The following is a 14772-nucleotide window of genomic DNA, read 5'->3' as shown; positions in this document are numbered from 1 at the left end:
ATGGCAGAGCTCACGGCCGGTACATTGCTTTCCCAGACAGGCGAAACGGCGATGAGGGTGGTCGAGGCGCCGATGAATGCCATCGAGCGTCTGTTCGGCCGGAAGCGGATGCCATGGCTGTTCCTGGCGCCGAACCTCATTCTGTTTGCCATCTTCACCTTCCTTCCCATCGCGATCGCGGTCGGCTACGCCTTCACCGGCGGCACCAATCTGTTCGTTTCGGAGCGGCCGTTCGTCGGTCTTGACAACTTCCGCACCCTGCTGACCTGCGGCAATTATCTGCAGCCGGGAACCTGTCAGGAATCGCTGTTCTGGACGGCGGTGTGGAACACAGTTTGGTTCGTGGCCTGCAATGTCGTCGCCACGCTGCTGGTGGCGCTGATCACGGCGCTGATCCTCAACCGGGCGATCTTCGCGCGTGGCTTCTTCCGGGCGATGTTCTTCTATCCCGTTCTGCTGTCTCCCGTCGTGATCGGCCTGATCTGGAAGTGGTTCCTCGATCGCAACGGGCTGCTGAACGCCTTCTTTGAGATGCTTGGCGTTCCCCCTGAGATCTTCCTGCTTGATGTCGGCTGGTCGCGCTTTTTCGTCGTGGTCGTGTCGGTCTGGTTCCATATGGGCTTTTACACCCTGATCCTGCTCGCCGGCCTCCAGGCGATCCCAAAAGATCTTTACGAGGCCGCGTCCATCGACGCCGCTTCGCCGCGCCGCACACTGTTCAGGATCACGCTTCCGCTTCTTGCTCCGAACCTGCTTGTCGTATTCATCCTTCTGATGATCAAGTCGGTGCAAATCTTTGACGAAGCCTGGGTTCTGACCAATGGCGGCGGTCCGGGCACGGCCAACAGCTTCATCGTCCAATATATCTACCAGATGGCTTTCGGCAGCGATCTCCGTCTCTTCGGGCTTGCGTCGGCCGCATCGGTTCTCATGGGGATGGTGCTTCTGGTTCTCACCCTCATACAGCTGCGCTTGGGCAAGCGAATGGAGTCCTGAGATGAACCCGATCAGTTTTCTCTCACGCACACGCCGAGCCGGACGCATCGATATCACCGATGTTTTGTCATGGGTCTGGCTGATCGGCGGAACGCTCGCCGTGCTCATTCCCGTCGTCTGGGCAGGCCTCTCCTCGCTGAAACCGGCGGCCGAGATCACCCGCTTTCCGCCGTCGCTGCTTCCGCGGGCCGCCGTGGAGCAGACCGTGCCCGGATTCGACAAGCCGCTCAGCCTTTGGAACGTCACGATTGACGGCCAGCAGCGTGAAAGGGCCATGATCAGGCGCATCGGTCTCAAGGCGCAGATGGTCGATCCTGCAAATCCGGGACAACCGCTCGGTGTCGACGTGAAGGGGATCACGCCGGTCCAGCATCTGACCGTTGCCACCGAGAACTACACCGATCCTCTGACGCGCTTCAACTTCCTGACCTTCCTGAAGAACTCGGTCTTCGTCACTGTGGTTGCCACGCTGCTGACGCTTATCGTCAACGCCATGGCTGCCTTTGCGCTGTCGAAATACAAGTTTCGGGGCGATACGACTGTGTTCGTCATCATCATCTCGACGCTGATGATCCCGCTCGCCGTCGTCATGGTCCCTGCCTATCTCGTCATCGTCGGGGTCGGACTCGCTGATAATCTCTGGGGTGTGATCCTGCCGACCGTCGCCTCGCCGACGGCCGTGTTCCTGCTGCGGCAATACATGCTGACCATACCCGACGAGCTGATCGAGGCGGCACGCGTCGATGCGGCGAGCGAATTCTGCATCTTCTGGCGGATCATCCTGCCGCTGACGGCGCCGGCGCTTGCCGTGCTGGCGATCTTTTCCGTGCTCTGGCGCTGGAACGATTTCCTCTGGCCGCTGATCGTCCTCAACAGCCGCGAGAATTTCACCCTGCAGGTCGGACTCAATGCCTTCCAAGGTGAGTTCTCGGTGCAGTGGCACTATATCCTGGCGATGACCTTCCTCAGCCTACTGCCCGTCACGATCGTGTTCCTGTTCCTGCAGAAGTACATCACCACGGGCATCGCTGGTACAGGAATGAAGTGAACGAATCCTGGCGCACAGCACCGATTGGAGTCGAGGTCGAGGAAACCTCCAAGAATTTAAGACTGCCTTTCCAATTTCGTCGCGCCAGCTGAAGCGCACCGCAACTGGTCCTGCGGTGTGCGCTTCGGTCCTATTCAGATGGGAGCCGTGCCGGATTGACTGGCAGAGGCCATCACAAAACGGTCTCGAATAGCGGGATCAATGCTGCGCCGACCGCGCCGGGGGCATCGATGATCTGGGCCACTGCGAGCTGCGGGATGTCGCGCAAGGCGCCATGCCGAGGCAGATTGTTGAATTCGGTGCGTTCGATCAACATTCTCGCAAGCGAATGTGGAAGCTCGCCGCCAAGCACGATCAATGCCGGGTCGAAGATCGCACAGATCGCGTTGATGGCACGATTGTGGGCCGGAGTGACGCGGTCGATCCATTCCTCGACACCATCCCACTCCACCATATTTTCGTCCTTCAGATCCCTCAGGGTCAGGCCGCTGCGCCCCTTGCCGCGAAGATGCTCGAGCAGCTGGTTGAGAGCGGGGCGATCATCGTAGTCCTGACGCCCGAAAAGAACGGAGATTTCGCCGGCATTTCCGAAACTGCCGCGAAACGGCATGCCGCCGGAGACAAGGCCGCCGCCATAGCCATGAAGGTGGGCGATATAGGCAAAATCGGCAACGTCACGCCCGACGCCGAAAATTGCTTCCGCCAAGGCCGCAGTCCTGGCGACATTGTCCGCCCAGACCGGCAGCCCAAGCCGCTCCCCAAGCACTGGCGCCAGATCGATCAGCGACCAGTGGGCGAGCGGCAGGGGACAATTGAAAGCCGTATCCAGCATACGATGGCCGGAGACGGCGAGGCCGACGCCGAGGATGTCGCGCCGCTTGGCGCCGCGCCGGGCGAGGATCTGTTCGACGGCTGCTTCGATCCGCTCCATTTCCAGGGATAGCGACGAGCCGGCCTGGGGAATTTCCATATTATCCAATGGTTCGCCGAAACCCATGAGGCAAAGGCCAATCGTTCCGACGTTGATGGAGATGCCGAGCGTCAGACACCACTCCCTTCGCAGTGTCAGCTCCGGACTTGGTGGACCGGCGCGCCGGTTTTCCGATTGGGAAAAGACGACCATTCCCCGATCATGAAGCCGGCCGACGATTCTGTGCAGCGATTGCTGAGTGAGATCGAGTGGGTCGGTCAGGCTGGAGCGCTCGATGCCGGGCGACTTCCAAATCAACCGCAAAAGGTCCCGTTCGTTACGGGAGGCTACTCTCGCGGGCTCTGTGTCTCGCAGGAAATGTGGGGCAACGTGGTCCAGCGGAGCGTACTTCATTTTCCAAACATATTGATTTACACTGTAAGTGTGAAGCAGGTGGAGGGGACGCTTTGCTTCTGCGGGGCAACGAAATCATCCGTGGTTTTGCCGGTCCTGCTTAACCCATCAAGATTGGCCAGACCAGTCGCGATGATGTCAGGCGGCAGAAGAAAAGAACCGAGCGGCATGGATGCGTTAACACGGGAGAAAATGGCAATTGCCGAGCATCGTGGTTATGGATTCGAGCCCACGCATGGAGGCACCAGCTTCGAATCAATGGTTCAGGCCTTTACGGCTGGTTACGGCGTTTTCGGCGCACAGCCGTTGAAGGATGACCGAAAATTCGCCTGGGGCGCGGATCTGAGAAGGACCGAGGCGCTCACGGTGCTTCATTCGGTCTATCAGAGTTCCTGGACGATTCGGACGCTTGATGACTCTCCGCAGCATCTCGCGTTTTTCATGCCGCACACAGGCTCTTTTCGACTGTCGATAGGAAAGAGAACGGTCGAAAGCGGCGCCGGTTACTTTCTCATGGCCAACAATCACGAAGTCGGCGATCGTGTGGTCCAGGGAGGACCGCACCGCTCGGACGCCCTTTTTCTGGACTGGAAGGTTGTGAAAAGGGTCCTCGCCTCGCTGGTGGAAAAGCCCCTCTCGGAGTCGTTCGATCTCGACCCGATTCTCGATCGCGCGACGCAGTCAGGCCAACTGATCGGCAATCTGCTCCAGACGATCGTGCAGGGCATGCGCGGCGCCGGTCCGTTGCTATCTTCGCCTCTTGCCGCAGCCGCGATGAGCGAAACTCTTGCTCACCTCGTGATCCGATTTGGCCGGCATCGGTTTTCCGATCATCTGGAAAAAAAGAAAGTATCGTTGATCGCACCTTGGCATGTCCGACGCGCTATCGACTACATGCATGCCAATATCGCGGAACCTATCACTATGACGATGGTTGCCGATGGCGTCGGCGTTTCGCTTCGGGCGCTGCAAACGGGCTTCAAGGCGTTCAGGGGAACCTCACCGGCCAGCTACCTCCGCACGATCCGGCTGCAGGCGGCCCGCGAGCAGCTTCGGGATCCGACAAACCAGCAATCCGTCCGCGAAATCTGCGCGATCTGGGGTTTTGCGCACGCCGGCAGGTTCTCCATCATCTACCGCAGCACTTTTGGTGAAAGCCCGAGGGATACGCGGTTACGGGCTGAGCGTTTGCGCTGATGTGAGCTTCGGAGCTTCGAAAGGCTGGCTCTTCCGGCCGTTCAGCGCGGCGGTGCGATGCTGCCCCGCAGGACGAGATGGCAGCCGAGTTCGAGGCGATGAGCCGGCCGTTGCGGATCATTGGCGATCAGCCGCTGTTCGATGAGCGCGAGCGCTGCCGCCCCGAGACGGTCGGTCGGCACGCTCACGGTGGACAGCGGCGGGCGGCTGAACTCGCCGGGAACGATGTCGTCGAAACCGAGCACAGATATCGCGTCGGGCACGCGTATCTCGCGATCGGCCAATGCCTTCAGGCAGCCGAGCGCCAGATTGTCGGCCGCGCAGAAGACGGCGGTGGCGCCTTTCAGCGTGGGATCGCGATGGAGCAGCGCGTTGATGGCCGCTTCGCCATGCCGGGGCTCATATCCCTCGGCCTCGATGATCATGTCCTCCGGCACCGGAAGCTGTGCGGCCAAATAGGCATCGGAAAAACCGTCATACCGGCGCTGGATGGTCGTGCGGCCTTTCCAGGTCAGATGCAGGATCCGGCGGTGGCCGAGCGCCATGAGGTGCTCGATGCCGAGCCGTGCGCCGAAGCGGTTTTCAGGCGTCACAGTATCGACCAGCATGGCCGGATCCTCACCGTTGACGATGACGACGGGCATGTTAGCCGAGGCGAGGCTGCGGATGAGTTCGGGCTGATCATCGTTCAGCACCACGATGCCGTCAGCGCGTTCTGCTATCGCGATCTTCCTGACCTCGGCGCCGTCGATGCGCCGGCCGCTGCTGACATAGGGTACGATGCGGACGCCTCGACGCTCGCATTCCCTGCGAAGACCGTTGAGAATGGTCCAGCTCACCAGGTTGAGATCGCTCTCCGGCGCGGCATCGTCAGGAATGGCGAGAAGCAGAACGTGCAATGCGGCGATCGTCGCCTTCTTTCTCCGGCGGTCGAGATAGCCGAGACGTTTTGCCGAATCCAGCACTCTTTCCCGCACCTCGATCGTGAGCGGCGCAGTTCCGTTCAGGGCGTGCGAGGCCGTGCTCAGCGACACGTCGGCATCGCGCGCGACATCCTTGAGATTGACTTTACGTTCCACTTTTTCCGCCAGGAATTCAGATCGTACCTTCGAAGCATAAGCTAACTCGATGTTTTCACATAAAGACTTTAGAAAAGCTATGTGCTTGCGTCGATATTTTCGTCATTCGCAATCAGCGGCGTTCGGCAAGCAGCCCGTTGAACAGCAGATCGAAATAAGCCCGCATGAAGGCGTCCTTGTTGGGCGTCGGCACGCGGCGATCATCGAATATCAGCCGCAGAACTGTCGTCGTCAGAATCGGCGCGACCACGAGGTCTGAGAATTCGACAGGAATTTCGCGAAATTCCCCCAACGCAACACCTTCCAGGATGAGAGCGTCGATCCTGGCGATAATTGGCGCTATGAATTGATCGTGGTGGCGATCGATCAGGTCGGGGAAGCGCTGTCCTTCCGAAATGACCAGCCGCGTCAACTCGCGGGTTGTACGATCCTCCGCGATTTGGTCGTAAAGTAGACCGAGAATGGACGTCAACCTATCGGTGGCAGTGCCGCTGAGGCCAGCGGTGATTTCAAGCAGTTCCTGAAAGGGGACGGAGAAGTGACTGATCATGGCTTCGAACAGCTTTTCCTTCGTCTCGAAGTAGACGTAGACCGTGCCCTTTGTGACGCCGACCCTGTCCGCGATGTCGTCGACGCGGGCGCCGGTGAACCCGTTTCTGACGAATTCCTCGAATGCGGCATCCAGGATCTGAATGGGTCGCAGCGCCTTCTGTTCCGCGCGCGTGAGTTTCTTCTGAGCTGCCATTCGTGCCTCGGCTCCCTTGTTTTGTGCTGCCGTTCCGGTGGCAAAAGTTTCATTGACTAATCCGTCAGTCAATTATATAGCAGCTGCCGTTGAGAGCAAGAGGTCAACTATGAGAACCATTCTGATCGCCACAGCGATCGTATGCACGATCGGTCTCGTCTCCTGCAGTGAGCCTGGCGGGCCGAGCGAACCTGCCGCGCGCCAGGTCGGCGTCGTCGTTGCGAGGTCTGAGCCGCTGAGTGATGGCGGTGCGCTGACGGGAGAGGTGCGCGCCCGGGTCCAGACCGATCTGTCCTTCCGGGTCAGCGGCAAGATCATCGAACGGCTGGTGGAAGTTGGTCAGTCAGTAAAGTCGGGGCAGGTACTGGCGCGCATCGATCCGGAAGAGCAGAAGGCCGATCTCGATGTGGCGGCGGCCAATCTTCAGTCGGCTGAAGCCCAGCAGACCCAGGCACAGCTCGCCTTCGACCGTCAGCAGAGCCTGTTTCGAACGCAGGTGACGACGCGGGCCGCACTCGACCAGGCACAAGAGGCGCTCTTGACGGCGCAGGCCTCGACGAAGTCGGCGCAGGCGCTCTTCGAGACCGCGCAGGACACCCTGTCCTATACGGAGCTGAAAGCTGATGCCGATGGCGTGATCACCGCCCGCAATGCCGAGGTCGGGCAGGTGGCGCAGGCCGCGCAGGTTGTCTTCACCCTTGCCCATGACGGCGACCGGGACGCCGTCTTCGAAGTTGTCGAGAGTGCGTTCCTGCGTCCGGTCGAAGGCGACGGCACTGTGAACCTGCTGTCGAACCCCTTGCAGAAGATCACGGCGAAGGTGCGCGAGATTTCGCCGACGATCGATTCTTCCACCGGCACCATCAGGGTCAAAGTCGCCATTACGAGCGATGCTCCCATTCCGCTCGGCGCTCCCGTCGTCGGGAAATTCAGTTATGTCCCCCAGGACGTCATCCAGCTGCCCTGGTCGGCAATGTCCTCCAAGGACGGCAAGCCAGCCGTCTGGATCGTCGATCCTGCATCCTCAGCGGTTTCGATGAGAGCGATCGATGTCGCCAGCTACGAGACCGGCAGCTTCGTCGTCAAATCGGGTGTGTCGGCGGGAGATGTCGTGGTGACCGACGGGACCAAATTCCTCAGGCCCGGTGAAACCGTGTCTTATGTGAAGGAAGTATCCAAGTGAGTATTCGTCCCAAGATAATGGCCCTGATGATGGGTACGGCCCTGATCTCCTCCTGCACGAAGCCGGAGGAAAGCACGCAGGAGGCGCCCCGTCCCGTGCTGTCGATGACGGTCAGGCAGACGCCCGCCACAAGCCTCAGCCTGACCGGCACGATTGAGCCGACGATCGAGACCGAACTCGGCTTCCGGATCCTCGGGCGGATGATCGCCCGCAACGTCAATGTCGGCGATGTCGTCAAGAAGGGTGACGTGGTTGCTGCCATCGATCCGCTGGCGCTGGAGCTTGCCGTGCGCAGCGCCCAGTCCGATGTCGAGAATACCGACGCCCAGCTTCGAAACGCTGTAACGACGGAACAGCGCCAGCGCGCGCTGGTGGAATCGCGCTCGGGCACGGAAGCCTCGCTCGAAGAAGCCGAGCAAGCGAGACGGACGGCCGCGGCCGCCGTCGCCAAGGCGCAGGCCAATCTCGACAAGGCCAAGGAGCAGCTCGGCTATGCGCAGCTTCAGGCGGAGTTTGATGGGGTCGTCACGGCGACATCGGCCGAGGTCGGCCAGGTCGTGTCGGCCGGCCAGACCGTCGTCACCATCGCCCGGCCGAACAAGCGTGATGCGGTGGTCGACGTGCCTCAGGCCGCTGCCCAGAAACTGAAGATCGGCGCGCCCTTCGACGTGACGCTGCAGCTCGAGCCTTCGATCCGCACGACGGGCGTCGTGCGCGAAATCGCGCCGGAGGCGGAAACCGCCACCCGCACGAGCAGGACCAAGATCGCACTTGCCGATCCGCCTGAAGCCTTCAGGCTCGGCGCGGTCATCACAGCCTCCGCAACCATCGCCGCCGACCCCGAGATCGTGCTGCCTTCCTCGGCGATCCTTGCCGGCAGCGACGGCGCCAGCGTCTGGATCGTCGATGTGCCTGCCAAGAAGGTGGCGCTGCGCCGCGTGAAGATCGACGGCGACGTCGTTGACGGCGGCACCGTCCGCGTCACCGAAGGGCTCGCTCCCGGAGAGAGGGTCGTCGTGGCAGGCGTGCATAAACTTGAGGATGGCCAAGCCATCAGGATCGACCAGGAGATCAGCCAGTGAAGTCCTTCAATCTTTCCGACTGGGCGCTCGAGCACCGTTCGCTCGTCTGGTACTTCATGATCGTCTTCATTCTCGCAGGCGCCTTCTCCTATCTGAACCTCGGCCGCGAGGAAGACCCGAACTTCACCATCAAGACAATGGTCATCACCGCCCAGTGGCCCGGCGCCTCCGCCGAGGAGGTGACGCGGCAGGTGACCGACAGGATCGAGAAGAAACTCCAGGAACTGGAATCGCTCGACTACACCAAGAGCCAGACCGTCGCCGGCCAGACGACCGTCTTCGTCGAGCTGCTGCCGACGACCAAGGCTAGGGACGTCGCGCCTACCTGGCTGCGCATCCGCAACATGATCGCCGACATCAAGGGGGATTTCCCGAGCGGGGTCGTCGGTCCCTTCTTCAACGACCGCTTCGGCGACGTGTTCGGAAACATCTATGCCTTCACCAGCGATGGGCTCACCCAGCGCCAGCTTCGCGATCTCGTGGAAAATGCCCGCTCAGAAGTTCTGACGGTCCCGAATGTCGGCAAGGTCGATGTGATCGGCGCCCAGGACGAGGCAATCTATCTCGAATTCTCCACACGCCAGATAGCGGCACTCGGCATCGACCAGCAGTCGGTCATCCAGACGCTGCAGGCCCAGAATGCCGTCACGCAGTCCGGCTTCGTCGACGCCGGTCCGGAGCGCATCGCATTGAGGGTGAGCGGACAGTTCACCTCCGAGGAGAGTCTCAGGTCGATCAATCTTCGCATCAACGACCGCTTCTTCCCGCTGACCGATGTCGCCACAATCAAGCGTGGTTACGTCGATCCGCCCTCGGCGCTGTTCCGCTTCAATGGAGAGCCGGCGATCGGTCTTGCCATCGGCATGAAGCAGGGCGCCAACCTGCTCGAATTCGGCGAGGCGCTCGACGCGCGGATGAAACAGGTGGTCGCCGATCTTCCGATCGGGGTGGATGTCCACCGCGTTTCAGACCAGCCCCATGTCGTCGACGAAGCCGTCTCGGGCTTTACCCGCGCGCTCTTCGAAGCGATCGTCATCGTGCTCGTCATCAGCTTCATCAGCCTCGGCCTGCGCGCCGGCATGGTGGTAGCGATCTCCATTCCTCTCGTGCTCGCCATCACCTTCGTGGTAATGGAATATTCCGGCATTTCGCTTCAGCGCATCTCGCTCGGCGCGCTCATTATAGCGCTCGGGCTGCTCGTCGACGACGCCATGATCGCCGTCGAGATGATGGTGGCCCGCCTGGAGGCGGGTGACGACCTGAGGAAGGCTGCGACCCACGTCTACACATCGACGGCCTTTCCGATGCTGACGGGAACGCTGGTGACCGTCGCGGGCTTCATCCCGGTCGGTCTCAACAGCAGTGCGGCGGGCGAATTCACCTTCACGCTTTTCGTCGTCATCGCGGTTTCGCTTGTGGTCTCCTGGATCGTCGCCGTGCTGTTCACGCCGCTTCTCGGGGTCACTATCCTGCCGAAGACGATGAAGTCGCATCACGAGAAGAAGGGGCGTTTCGCCGCCGTCTTCTCGTGGCTGCTGACGCTCGCTATGCGCTGGCGCTGGATCACCATCGTGCTGACGGTCGGCGTCTTTGCGCTTTCGGTCGGCGGCATGGGGCTGGTGCAGCAGCAGTTCTTCCCGAACTCGGACAGAACCGAGCTCGTGATCGACTGGAACCTGCCACACAACAGCTCGATCGCCGAGACCAACAGGCAGATGGGCAAGTTCGAAAAGGAGATGCTGGCCGACAACAAGGATATCGATCACTGGACGACTTATGTCGGCCAGGGCGCCCCACGCTTCATCCTGTCCTTCGATGTGCAGACGCCCGATGTCACCTTCGGGCAGACCATTATCGTCACCAAAGGTCTCGACGTGCGCGACAAGGTGCGGGCGGAGCTGCAGGATTATCTGACGAAGACCTTCCCCGGCACCGACGCCTTCGTGAAGCTTCTCGATATCGGCCCGCCGGTGGGCAAACCGGTTCAGTACCGGATCAGCGGCCCGGATATCCAAAAGGTACGTGATATTTCCCAGCAGTTTGCAGGCGTTGTCGGTACCCATCCGCTGCTGTCGAACATGGTGCTGGACTGGAACGAGCCTTCGCGGGTGGTGAAGGTCGATGTGCTGCAGGACAAGGCGCGCCAGCTCGGCGTCTCTTCCGAGGACATCGCGACCGCCCTCAACGGTATTGTCGAAGGTTCGACCGCGACGCAGATCCGCGACGACATTTACCTGGTCAATGTCATCGGCCGGGCCAGGGCGTCCGAGCGCGATTCCGTCCAGACGCTTGAGAATCTGCAGCTCTCGACCTCCAACGGCAAGGTCGTGCCGCTCTCGGCCGTGGCGAATTTCCGCTTCGAACTTGAGCAGCCAACGATCTGGCGTCGCGACAGGCAGCCCACCATCACGCTCAAGGCGGCCGTCATCGGTTCGACACAGCCGGCTACGATTGTCGATCAGCTGAAGCCGAAGGTGGAGGAATTCCAGAAGAACCTTCCTGTCGGATACAGGGTGGAAATCGGCGGCGCCGTCGAATCCAGCGCCGAGGCGCAAGGGCCGATTGCGGCGGTGGCTCCGCTGATGCTGTTTACGATGGCGACGATCCTGATGATCCAGCTGCAGAGCTTCAGCCGCCTCTTCCTGGTCTTTGCGGTCGCGCCGACGGCGCTGATCGGCGTGGTCGCAGCCCTCCTGCTGAGCAATGCCCCCATGGGCTTCGTCGCCATCCTGGGGATTCTGGCGCTGATCGGCATCCTGATCCGCAACTCCGTCATCCTGGTGGTGCAGATTGAGCAACTGCGTGCCGAGGGATTGGCGCCATGGCAGGCTGTCATCGAGGCGACCGAACACCGCATGCGGCCGATCATGCTGACGGCGGCGGCGGCAACCCTGGCGCTGATCCCGATCTCGCGCGAGATCTTCTGGGGGCCGATGGCCTACGCCATGATGGGCGGCATCGTCATCGGCACCGCGCTCACACTGCTGTTCCTGCCGGCACTCTATGTCGCGTGGTTCAGGATCCCCAGGGATGAAAGTGTTCGGGCGGAAGCCTTGGCTGAGGCATGAAACCGGGCTTCGACGGCCATCGCCTACGGCCGCCGCGGCGGCCGCTGCAACACGGGCCGCGACGAAATAGGTGGGATGGCGCAGGCGATGCCGTCCCACCCCGGAGCGGGAATGGCATGGCGAATGATGACGTGGTCAGAACCACACGCCGGAGAGCGTCTGGATCTGAGGGAAACGGATCGATAATGCAGCGACATTTCCGAGGCCTGCCAAAGCCAATGCTCGCGATCATCGTCACCATCGGCCTGGCGACGCTCGCCGGCTGCGCCACGCGGCCATCGGCTGAGGTCTTGACGCCTGTTCATCTGAGCGTGCCGGCCCGTTCGGAAACGGCGCCGGACAGGGTGAGCGTGCTCGTCGCGACCAACAGGACCCCGGATCGCGTGCGGGGCGGGTTCGACAGCACATGGGCCGAGAAGCTGACCTATGAGCAATACGCGTTCTCGGTTCCTCCCGTCAGGAAGGATACCGTTATCATCTATCCCAAGTCGAAGCCGGATCCGGAGCGGCAATTTGCCGTCGTCAAGCGCAGGCAGCTGCCTAGGGATGCGTTCGTGCAGCAGGCGCTCGCCTCCGTGCAGCCCGACGGCACCGTCGGCATCTTCGTCCACGGCTACAATTACAGTTATCAGGAGGCACTTTACCGCACCGCGCAGATTGCCGCCGACGCGAAGATGCCGGGCGCTCTGATCCTGTTTTCCTGGCCTTCGGCGGCATCCGTCGCCGGATATGTCGCCGACCGCGACGCTGCGCTTTCCTCGCGCAGCGAACTCGATTCTCTCGTTACATCTCTCTCGGCGTCGGGCAAGGTGAAGCGCATCATCCTGTTCGGGCACAGCATGGGCGGGTTCCTGGTGATGGAAACGGTGCGAGAGCTCAAGCTGCAGCATCGCAACACCGTGATCGGCAAGCTGGCGGTGGTGCTCGCTGCTCCAGACATCGACGTCGATGTCTTCCGATCGCAGCTGAAGGACATCGGTCCAATGCCGAACCCGATCTCCCTTCTGGTTTCCAAGGACGACCGGGCTCTTGTGGCCTCAAGCTTCATCGCCGGCGAACGAGCGCGCGTCGGCCGCCTCGATATCGACGATCCCGTCATCCAGGAGGCGGCCTTGCAGGCGAGGCTCCGGGTCATCGACATTACCTCGATCAAGACCTCCGACGGGTTGGGCCACGACCGCTACGCATCGCTCGCGAAGTTCGGCGCCCAGCTTGCTTCCTTCGAGAGCGGCAGGCGGTCGACCTCCGGCGATGTCGGCGCCTTCGTCTTCGATGCCGCAGGCGCTGCAGTCGCAAGCCCGTTTCGCCTGGCTGGGCGTGTCGTTCGCCCGCAATAGACCGATAGCCTGCTCATCTGGTCGATCAGGATTGTGTACAATGTGACTATTAAATTGTCAGATGCCCAAATGAAGCGCAGACTTCCATCGTGGCCGAGTCGGCCACTGGGGATATGGGAGGGCATTATGAGCATTCAAAATCCGTCTCCCTCGTTGTATAACGAGGATCTGGCGCCCGCGGAGGAGCGTAAGTGGGGTGCATTCAGCATCTTCAACGTCTGGACGTCGGACGTCCATAGTCTCTGGGGCTATTATCTGGCGGCAAGCCTGTTCCTGCTCTGCGGCAGCTTCGTGAACTTCGTCATCGCCATCGGCATCGGCTCTCTCGTCATTTTCTTCCTGATGAGCCTGGTCGGCAATGCCGGCGTGCGTACCGGTGTCCCCTTTCCGGTTCTGGCGCGTGCCTCCTTCGGCACGTTCGGCGCCAATGTTCCGGCGCTGGTCCGGGCGGTGGTCGCCTGCTTCTGGTACGGGGCGCAGACCGCCGCGGCATCCGGCGCGATCGTTGCCTTGCTGATCCGCAACGAGAGCCTGCTCGCCTTCCATCAGAACAGCCACATGCTCGGGCATTCGACCCTCGAACTCATCTGCTACATCATCGTCTGGGCGCTGCAGCTGCTGATCATTCAACGCGGCATGGAAACGGTTCGCAAGTTCCAGGATTGGGCGGGTCCTGCCGTCTGGATCATGATGCTGATCCTGGCCGTCTATCTGGTCGTCAAGTCAGGCACCTTCTCGTTCGGTTCAGAAATCCCGCGCGACGTGCTGATCGATAGGACCAAGGACGCAGGCGTGCCGGGCGAGCCCGGCTCGATTGCGGCACTTGCCGCGGTGGCTGCGACCTGGATCACCTATTTCGCCGCGCTCTACCTGAACTTCTGCGATTTCTCGCGTTACGCGACGAGCGAAAAGGCGCTGCGGAAGGGCAATCTCTGGGGCCTGCCGATCAACCTCCTGGCATTCTGCCTCGTCGCAGGTGTCACGACCACGGCCGCCTTCACCGTATACGGTGAGGTCCTGCTGCATCCGGAAATGATCTCGGCAAAATTCGACAGCTGGTTCCTGGCGCTGCTTGCGGCGCTGACATTCGCGGTGGCAACGCTCGGCATCAACGTCGTGGCGAACTTCGTCTCGCCGGCCTTCGACTTCGCCAATGTCTTCCCGCGCCAGATCAACTTCAAGCGCGGCGGATATATCGCCGCTTTGATCGCCCTCGTGCTCTATCCGTTTGCTCCCTGGGAGACGGGTGCGGCGCATTTCGTCAACTTCATCGGTTCGACGATGGGGCCGATCTTCGGCATCATGATGGTCGACTACTATCTCATCCGGAAGAGCCAGTTGAACGTCGAGGCGCTCTATCAGGAGAACGGCGAATTCCGGTTCCAGAACGGCTGGCACGGCAATGCCTTCATCGCATTTGCGGTCGGTGCGCTGTTCTCGTCGATCCTGCCGACCTTCACCTCCATCCTGCCGGACTGGTGGGGCACCTATGGCTGGTTCTTCGGCGTCGGCATCGGCGGGGCGATCTATTTCGTGCTGAGAATGGGCGCGCGGCGCACTCCGGCCTTCGCCTCATGACGAAATAAAGGCGCCTGGCCATCGCCGGGCGCCTTCATGCCCTGTTTGGAAAACCTGCTGCCGGAGGGAGCCGGTCATTCGCCCGGTTCAACGGCGTACCGCCACTGCATGGATGGCCGTACGGCGTATGAGTAT

Annotated in this window: 11 protein-coding genes; 8 read left to right on the top strand and 3 right to left on the bottom strand. The window is 61.3% G+C overall.

Going from position 1 to position 14772, the window contains the following annotated elements:
• Together NXC14_RS30330 and NXC14_RS30325 are read left to right on the top strand one after the other, a co-directional pair.
• Complete coding sequence (locus NXC14_RS30330) at positions 1 to 996, top strand: sugar ABC transporter permease (protein ID WP_085781709.1); 996 nt, start codon at positions 1 to 3, stop codon at positions 994 to 996.
• Position 997: 1 nt separating this feature from the next.
• On the top strand, positions 998 to 2044 hold the full coding sequence (locus tag NXC14_RS30325; RefSeq protein ID WP_085781708.1) for a carbohydrate ABC transporter permease: 1047 nt from the start codon (positions 998 to 1000) through the stop codon (positions 2042 to 2044).
• A 172-nt stretch (positions 2045 to 2216) separates the two neighbouring features.
• Here the strand turns inward: NXC14_RS30325 and NXC14_RS30320 are convergent, their stop codons facing one another.
• Positions 2217 to 3368 (bottom strand): ROK family transcriptional regulator, encoded by a 1152-nt coding sequence (locus NXC14_RS30320; RefSeq protein WP_085781707.1) that lies wholly within the window; start codon positions 3366 to 3368, stop codon positions 2217 to 2219.
• Positions 3369 to 3536: 168 nt separating this feature from the next.
• Between NXC14_RS30320 and NXC14_RS30315 the strand changes: the two genes are divergently transcribed.
• The gene (locus NXC14_RS30315; RefSeq protein ID WP_085781706.1) at positions 3537 to 4565 is read left to right on the top strand and encodes a helix-turn-helix domain-containing protein; all 1029 of its coding nucleotides are present in this window, start codon (positions 3537 to 3539) and stop codon (positions 4563 to 4565) included.
• A 41-nt stretch (positions 4566 to 4606) separates the two neighbouring features.
• Here NXC14_RS30315 and NXC14_RS30310 read toward each other — a convergent pair whose 3' ends face one another.
• Complete coding sequence (locus tag NXC14_RS30310) at positions 4607 to 5644, bottom strand: LacI family DNA-binding transcriptional regulator (RefSeq protein WP_085781705.1); 1038 nt, start codon at positions 5642 to 5644, stop codon at positions 4607 to 4609.
• A 112-nt stretch (positions 5645 to 5756) separates the two neighbouring features.
• A complete protein-coding gene (locus NXC14_RS30305) occupies positions 5757 to 6389 on the bottom strand; it encodes a TetR/AcrR family transcriptional regulator (RefSeq protein WP_085781704.1) in 633 nt (210 codons plus the stop codon).
• Between the two features lie 109 nt (positions 6390 to 6498).
• Here NXC14_RS30305 and NXC14_RS30300 point away from each other — a divergent pair, with 109 nt between their 5' ends.
• The 5 genes from NXC14_RS30300 (at position 6499) to NXC14_RS30280 (ending at position 14637) form a co-directional block, all read left to right on the top strand.
• Positions 6499 to 7572: an efflux RND transporter periplasmic adaptor subunit gene (locus NXC14_RS30300; RefSeq protein ID WP_085781703.1), complete on the top strand. Its 1074-nt coding sequence runs from the start codon at positions 6499 to 6501 to the stop codon at positions 7570 to 7572.
• Positions 7569 to 8654 (top strand): efflux RND transporter periplasmic adaptor subunit, encoded by a 1086-nt coding sequence (locus tag NXC14_RS30295; RefSeq protein ID WP_085781702.1) that lies wholly within the window; start codon positions 7569 to 7571, stop codon positions 8652 to 8654. The genes NXC14_RS30300 and NXC14_RS30295 overlap by 4 nt, the downstream gene beginning before the upstream one ends.
• Positions 8651 to 11722 carry an efflux RND transporter permease subunit gene (locus NXC14_RS30290; RefSeq protein ID WP_085781701.1) on the top strand — a complete coding sequence of 1024 codons (3072 nt, stop codon included), beginning with the start codon at positions 8651 to 8653 and terminating at the stop codon, positions 11720 to 11722. The genes NXC14_RS30295 and NXC14_RS30290 overlap by 4 nt, the downstream gene beginning before the upstream one ends.
• 185 nt (positions 11723 to 11907) lie before the next feature.
• Positions 11908 to 13059, top strand: a complete 1152-nt coding sequence (locus NXC14_RS30285) for an alpha/beta fold hydrolase (RefSeq protein WP_198175579.1) — start codon at positions 11908 to 11910, stop codon at positions 13057 to 13059.
• 126 nt (positions 13060 to 13185) lie between these two features.
• Positions 13186 to 14637 carry an NCS1 family nucleobase:cation symporter-1 gene (locus NXC14_RS30280; protein WP_085781700.1) on the top strand — a complete coding sequence of 484 codons (1452 nt, stop codon included), beginning with the start codon at positions 13186 to 13188 and terminating at the stop codon, positions 14635 to 14637.
• The last annotated feature ends 135 nt before the right edge of the window (positions 14638 to 14772 follow it).

The sequence above is a fragment of the Rhizobium sp. NXC14 genome (genome assembly GCF_002117485.1).
Lineage (GTDB): Bacteria > Pseudomonadota > Alphaproteobacteria > Rhizobiales > Rhizobiaceae > Rhizobium.
This window is presented reverse-complemented; position numbering and strand designations above follow the sequence as displayed.

What these genes read in the sequence shown, in the direction of transcription:
- NXC14_RS30330 (WP_085781709.1), top strand. Translation starts at nt 1, where the DNA reads ATGGCAGAGCTCACGGCCGGTACATTGCTTTCCCAGACAGGCGAAACG.
- NXC14_RS30325 (WP_085781708.1), top strand. Translation starts at nt 998, where the DNA reads ATGAACCCGATCAGTTTTCTCTCACGCACACGCCGAGCCGGACGCATC.
- NXC14_RS30320 (WP_085781707.1), bottom strand. Translation starts at nt 3,368, where the DNA reads ATGAAGTACGCTCCGCTGGACCACGTTGCCCCACATTTCCTGCGAGAC.
- NXC14_RS30315 (WP_085781706.1), top strand. Translation starts at nt 3,537, where the DNA reads ATGGATGCGTTAACACGGGAGAAAATGGCAATTGCCGAGCATCGTGGT.
- NXC14_RS30305 (WP_085781704.1), bottom strand. Translation starts at nt 6,389, where the DNA reads ATGGCAGCTCAGAAGAAACTCACGCGCGCGGAACAGAAGGCGCTGCGA.
- NXC14_RS30300 (WP_085781703.1), top strand. Translation starts at nt 6,499, where the DNA reads ATGAGAACCATTCTGATCGCCACAGCGATCGTATGCACGATCGGTCTC.
- NXC14_RS30285 (WP_198175579.1), top strand. Translation starts at nt 11,908, where the DNA reads ATGCAGCGACATTTCCGAGGCCTGCCAAAGCCAATGCTCGCGATCATC.
- NXC14_RS30280 (WP_085781700.1), top strand. Translation starts at nt 13,186, where the DNA reads ATGAGCATTCAAAATCCGTCTCCCTCGTTGTATAACGAGGATCTGGCG.